This is a genomic window from Aquiflexum sp. (genome assembly GCF_041751335.1).
GTDB lineage: Bacteria > Bacteroidota > Bacteroidia > Cytophagales > Cyclobacteriaceae > Aquiflexum.
Genome location: NZ_JBGSXS010000159.1, coordinates 1 through 6,298 on the forward strand (window position 1 = coordinate 1; position 6,298 = coordinate 6,298).

Here is a 6,298-nt window from a genome sequence, read left to right on the forward strand (position 1 = left end):
GGCATGCGACCACATGATATAGTCATCCTGCTCAAAATTGCCGCCAAAAGAGATACCCCTTGGCTGATGAAAGATTTATCTATGGAGTTGGGAATCAGTGCAAGTGAAATCAGCGAAAGCTTGAACAGGTCCGCCATTGCAGGTTTGATTGCACAGGATAAAAAGCGATTGATGAAAATGGCCATTCTTGATTTTTTGGAACATGGACTTCGGTATGTATATCCACAACAACCTGGCGCAAGAGTAAGGGGACTCCCCACCGCCCATGCCGCTCCTCCATTGAATGAAGAGATCGCAAGTGAAAATCCCTATGTATGGCCTTATGGAGAGGGAAAAGTCAGAGGAGAATCCATCGAGCCACTCCATCCGAAAGTGCCGGAAGCATGTTTGAGGGATCCTAAATTTTATGAATTGCTCGCGTTATGTGATGCCTTAAGGGTAGGAAGAGCACGTGAGAAAAATTTGGCCATTCAGGAGTTGAGAAAACGGTTATGCTGAAAAAAGATCCAAGAACAAGTCAGGATTTTGAAGATATTGTATATTTACTCCAATACACTTCTTCTGTAAAGCAGGAAATCCTGGATTCAGAAGAGGGAGTAAAAAAATATTTGGCTGACTGCTTTAAGGATATTTTGGAAGATCCAGTAAAGCAAGAGGCCATTTTAGGGAATTTATATTCTGAAAATCAGGAATTTCATTTTCAAAAAATCCTGAGACAATTAAAAGAAACCATTGATGGGATTTAACGAACTCAACAGCGTAGAACACTACATCATTCATCAGCTTTCCGGGCTGAACCTGAATTCAGGAATTATTTCAGAACCGCTGACTCCTTATGGTGTGCAATGGGTGTACAAATCTCCCCAAGATCTAAACCGTTCGGTAAATGAAGTCCTTTTAGAGCAGGATTTGAAAGCTGCCTTGGTCAGGCTAAATCCTGAAATAGCAGCCAAAAATGAATTGGCCGATGAGGTGATATATAAACTCCGTGCCATCCTGATATCGGTGAACCAAGTTGGTCTGGTGCGGGCAAATGAGGAGTTTTTCAAATGGCTTACCGGAGACAAGACCATGCCTTTTGGGGAAAACAACAGACATGTGCCAATCCGGTTGATTGATTTTGATGATATCAATAACAATACCTATATCATTACCAATCAGTACCGGGTCCATCACCGAGAAACCAAGATTCCCGATATTGTATTGTTTATCAATGGAGTTCCTGTGGTGGTCGGGGAAGCCAAAACACCCATCCGGCCAAGTGTGAGTTGGTTGGATGGTGCCCATGAAATCCATCAGGTGTATGAAAATGCCGTTCCCCAACTCTTTGTCTCGAATATTCTCTCCTTTGCCACTGAAGGTAAAGAACTGTTTTTTGGCGGAATTAGAACCCCTTTAGAATTTTGGGCACCTTGGCGGTTGGAAGACGAAGATGAAAGACTTGCCAAATTATTGGGCTTGGGCGAGATCGGAAAAGAAATGGGAGATTTGCTACATCCCAAAAGGCTGTTGGATATATTACAGAACTTTTCCCTCTTCAGCTCCAACAATAAAAAGCAAAGGATCAAAATAATCCCCCGTTTTCAGCAATATGAAGGTGCCAACAAAATCGTAGAAAGAGTCAAAGAAGGACGCATCAAAAAAGGTTTGATCTGGCATTTCCAAGGTTCGGGCAAGTCACTTTTAATGGTTTTTGCAGCGCAAAAATTAAGGCGTATGCCGGAACTGAAAAGTCCGACTGTTATTGTTTTGGTGGATAGAACAGACTTGGATACACAGATTTCCGGAACCTTCAATGCTGCGGATATTGCGAATGTGGAAACCACGGAAAATATCCGTGACCTTCAAAAAATGTTGGAACAAGATACCCGGAAAATTATCATTTCGATGATCCATAAATTCCGGGATGCCAAACCAAACATGAATACCCGGGAAAACATCATTGTCCTGGTAGATGAAGCCCACCGAACCCAAGAAGGCGATTTGGGAAGGCAGATGCGGGCAGCCTTGCCCAATGCATTTCTTTTTGGGTTGACAGGTACCCCGGTGAACAAAGCTGATAAAAACACCTTTTGGGCATTTGGTTCTGAGGAGGACGAGGGCGGATATTTATCGAGATATACTTTTCAGGATTCCATTCGGGATGGTGCGACTTTGCCTTTGCATTTTGAACCCCGCTTGGTGGATGTGCATGTAGATAAAGAGACCATTGACAAGCTTTTTGAAAACTTCAAAGAGGAAGCAGCTTTGACGGATGAAGAAGCGGATGCATTGAACAAGAAGTCCGCAAAAATGGCAGCTTTCCTCAAATCCCCTGAAAGGGTGGCCAAGATTGTGGAGGACATTGCCATTCACTTCAGGGAAAAAGTAGAGCCCCATGGTTTTAAAGCCATGATTGTGACACCGGATCGCTATGCCTGTATTCAGTATAAAGAAGAATTGGATAAATACTTCCCCGAAGAATTCAGTAAAGTTGTCATATCCACATCAGCAAATGATGATTATGACTTCAAGCAAAAATGGGGAGTGGACAAATCACAGCAAGAGCGCATCATAGATGAATTCAACGATCCCATATTGGATTTGAAATTTCTGATTGTAACCGCAAAGCTACTTACAGGATTTGATGCCCCTATCTTACAGACCATGTATCTGGACAAATCACTCAAAGACCATACCCTGTTGCAAGCCATTTGCCGCACCAATAGATTGTTCCCAAAAAAGCATTACGGCAGGATAGTCGATTATTTTGGAGTTTTTGACGATACGGCCAAAGCACTGGAGTTTGATGAAAAAACCGTGCAACAGATCATTACCAATCTTTCTGAGTTGAGAGAGCAATTACCAAAAGCCATGCACGATACTTTGTCCCATTTTGATGGTGTAGACAGAAGCATAGTTGGGTTTGAAGGCCTCGAACTCGCTCAAAATGCCATCAAATCAGATGAGCAAAAAGATGCCTTCGCCAAAGACTTCAAATACCTGAGTAAACTTTGGGAGTCACTTTCTCCCGATAATATTCTGAACCTCTATCAGGTAGATTATAAATGGCTTTCCCAAGTCTATGAATCCGTTAGGCCTGCTTCGGATAATATTGGAAAACTTCTCTGGATGACCTTGGGCGCTCAGACAACCAAGTTGATCCATGAAAACATCCATGTCGGTGAAATACACCATTTGGAAGAGTTTGTCCTTGATGCAGATGTGATTGAAGATATCTTCAACAATCCCGACCCAAAAAATGCCAAGAAGCTTGAGAAGATCCTTGTCAAGCGATTCAAAAAGCATGAAGGAAATCCCAAGTTTAAAAAACTGAGTGAACTCTTAGAAGAACTTCGGGATAGGGCAGAAAAAGGATTGATTACCTCTATAGAATTTGTAAAAGAACTCTGTAAAATTGCCAAGGAAACCGTACAGGCTGAAAAAGAGTTGGCAGAATTGATCCAGGAAAAAACACCCAAAGCAGCCTTAACAGAATTGTTCCTAGAGTTAAAAACAGATCAAACTCCTGCCGTAGTCGAAAGGATAGTAACCGACATCGATGCCATTGTCAGGGTAGTAAGTTTCCCCGGTTGGCAAAAGACAGTATCAGGAGAAAGGGAGGTTCAGAAGTCGCTTAGAAAAGCTTTGTTAAAATATCAACTCCACAAAGATCAGGTTTTGTTTGATAGGGCTTATGGGTATATTAAGGAGTATTATTGAGTTGGAGAGGTTTGATGTAAAATGTTTAACTGTACTGAGCTCTATTACCAACCACCCCTTTTAGTTTATGCCCTTGGATGGATGGTTGGTTATTTTTTTAAATTTAGGAGGGCATTCTTTAAATTATTTATAATTAACTCCTCAGGGTACTTATAATAAGAAGGATGATACGTTTCAATTATTAACCTTTTTCTATTACCTAAATCCTCCTCAAAAATATTGACCATTTTTTGCTCATCCCCAACTAGTAAATTGATTTCATTTTCCCGATAGTTAATCACCTTGTAATAATGGATTTTCATGCAACATAGAATTATGTCAGGATTCAAAATTTCATTGATTTGAAATTTCAGTTTTTCTCTATCCCTTAATATGACATTTTCCAGATCCTTTAGATTGGAGCGAGACAATCCATTATATTTCTTAATGTTTACATATGCAGATTCCAAAAAATAATCAATGTTTGTCCTTTTGTTAATGTTTTCACCTTTGATGTCTCCATACGAAAATTCAGGATTGTTTTTTTCTAGAATCTCCCTAATACAAGATAATCTACCGGTAAGGATTCTGATAGCATCTCTTCCTTTTCGAAAATGAAATCGACCTTTATTTTTCACCTGATTACTTACTCCATCTCCAAATACATATCCATGACTAGCTGTACTATCGAAGGGCGTTTCTTTCATTAGGCTCATTATTTTAAGTGTAGAATTTTCATACTTCGATGAATCAATAGTTCCATCTTGGACAAAGAATGTTTTACCATTTACCTCAACTTCATTTTTCCAATCTATGAAAAATTGATCCTCTTTTTCTCGTAAAGTGTTCATAATTAAAATTTTTGTTTCTTTAGGTTTATATTTTTAAATATACAAAAAGGTTGCAAATACCTATACCATAATTGTACTCTCACCATTACTTTATCCTTCCACCAACAACATTCCCCGCCTTCTCCCTCATTATCTCCTTCAACCTCTCCGGTGCATCCACTCTCACCTCATCCCCATGGGAAAGGATTTCGGAGATCAGTTCGTATTCGATTTTGACACGGAGGCGGATGGTCAGGATATTGCCATCGTCCACCAATATTTCCTGGCTGGGATGTAGGGGCAGGGATTTGATATAGCGGCCTTTGAATTCGGTAAAGGTGAGGATAACATCTTCCACAGGATTGCCGGGCGTATTGATGATGCCAAAGACTTCCCTGAAATACCGCTCAAAGTCCATGTGCTGACTGACCTGATAGCCCTCTTGTAATATCTCCAGATTCCGGATCCGATCCAATCCAAATACTTTGAATTTGTTTTTTTCGTCCAGAGAAAGCAGGTACCAGCGCTGTTTGAATTCTTTCAGCGCCAGCGGTTTTAAGGTCCTGTCTTCCAGTTCCCACATCCAGTATTTCTCGTATTGGATGTTTACCAATTTTTGTTTTTGTATGGCTGCCAAAATAGAAGTGAGGTGTTCCGTTCCTTTAGCTTTTCGCTCCTCAAAAAGCAGGTAGGAAGGCACTTTTCCTTTTTGTCCAAAGACCTGAAGCATATCAAAAGCTTCCAGCAATTGGGTGTTTTCCTCACTGCTATCCTCCGGAACAATGCTGTAGAGGGCAGTTTTGAAGTCAAAGGAAATGGCGATTCCAAACAGGGAGGCAATTTCGGACAGGTCCCGGTTAAAGGTCCTTTTGGAGATGCAGAGTTGATGCCCAAGTTCCTCTTCCTTACGTGCCAAATGCCTGTCCAATGTTTCCCAGTCAAAGGATTTTCTTTTGGCCAGTTTGATGATTTCTGTCTGCCGGATCAGGGATGCTAATTTGCTCATGTCATAAATATAGGCATAGCCTGAGCCAATATATGGCTGGGTGTGAAATTTTATATGGATATACGCTTCTTTGCCAGTTGTCCAATATCCTGTTTGAGGCAAGACGGAAGACCGAAGACCGAAGACCGAAGTACCGGACATTTTAAGGTCCTGCCATGAATTATATCGAATTACAATTTTACTGGCATCATTCCGTAAATACATGTTTTTTTATTTGATTTTTTTTAAGTGGGATTCTCCGGGCATGTCAGCATAAAAAAAAAGAATCTTGGTATTCGGAACCATATATTATATTCTATAGGTGGTGAATTTTGACAAGCTAATTATATAGTCACTTTTTTTCTTGACAAAAAAAGTAACCAAAAAAGTCAAGACGGCGGAATCCTATCCGCGCGCAAGGCCAAGGCCGGCCCGGTCCGCCGTCGTCCTCCCCACACTAACCCGAAAAACATGAATTAAAATTAGAGTTCTTTGGAAACAAGCCTACATGAAAAATGGCGGAGAGTCAGAAAAAAGAATAGACTCGGCCGTTCTTTGGCATAGGCTCAGGATAGTTTTGACCCAAAACAAGAAAATATGAACAAGGACTTACAACAAAGGCACAAAGAATTGATTGAAAAACAAGCAGTTCTTCAACAAGCCAAGGAAACACTGAAAACAGAATTTGTGGGAATAGATCAGGTCATTGAGGAAGTCGTCGATGCGATAAGCTCTTGGTATCTTTTTCCCGAAATCCAGGAAAAGCCGGTGATCATTAATTTGTGGGGATTGACAGGAGTGG

General features: G+C 40.8%; 6 protein-coding genes. 4 read left to right on the forward strand and 2 right to left on the reverse strand.

From position 1 onward, the window contains the following. The 3 genes from ACEW8U_RS09030 to ACEW8U_RS09040 form a co-directional block, all read left to right on the forward strand. Positions 1 to 498 (forward strand): hypothetical protein (locus ACEW8U_RS09030; RefSeq protein WP_373521715.1); only part of this gene is annotated, 498 nt, incomplete at its 5' end. Next, the gene (locus ACEW8U_RS09035) at positions 492 to 746 is read left to right on the forward strand and encodes a hypothetical protein (protein WP_373521716.1); all 255 of its coding nucleotides are present in this window, start codon (positions 492 to 494) and stop codon (positions 744 to 746) included. The genes ACEW8U_RS09030 and ACEW8U_RS09035, both read left to right, overlap by 7 nt. Further along, complete coding sequence (locus ACEW8U_RS09040) at positions 736 to 3,702, forward strand: type I restriction endonuclease subunit R (protein WP_373521717.1); 2,967 nt, start codon at positions 736 to 738, stop codon at positions 3,700 to 3,702. Before ACEW8U_RS09035 ends, ACEW8U_RS09040 begins: the two co-directional genes overlap by 11 nt. An 89-nt stretch (positions 3,703 to 3,791) precedes the next feature. On the opposite strand, the gene ACEW8U_RS09045 is transcribed toward ACEW8U_RS09040, so the two are convergent. After that, entirely contained in the window at positions 3,792 to 4,532 is a 741-nt protein-coding gene (locus ACEW8U_RS09045) for a hypothetical protein (protein WP_373521718.1), read from the reverse strand. Between the two features lie 85 nt (positions 4,533 to 4,617). After that, on the reverse strand, positions 4,618 to 5,721 hold the full coding sequence (locus tag ACEW8U_RS09050; protein ID WP_373521719.1) for a helix-turn-helix transcriptional regulator: 1,104 nt from the start codon (positions 5,719 to 5,721) through the stop codon (positions 4,618 to 4,620). Positions 5,722 to 6,093: 372 nt separating this feature from the next. On the opposite strand from ACEW8U_RS09050, the gene ACEW8U_RS09055 reads away from it, so the two are divergent. Next, on the forward strand, positions 6,094 to 6,298 hold a 205-nt coding region (locus ACEW8U_RS09055), incomplete at its 3' end, for a hypothetical protein (RefSeq protein WP_373521720.1).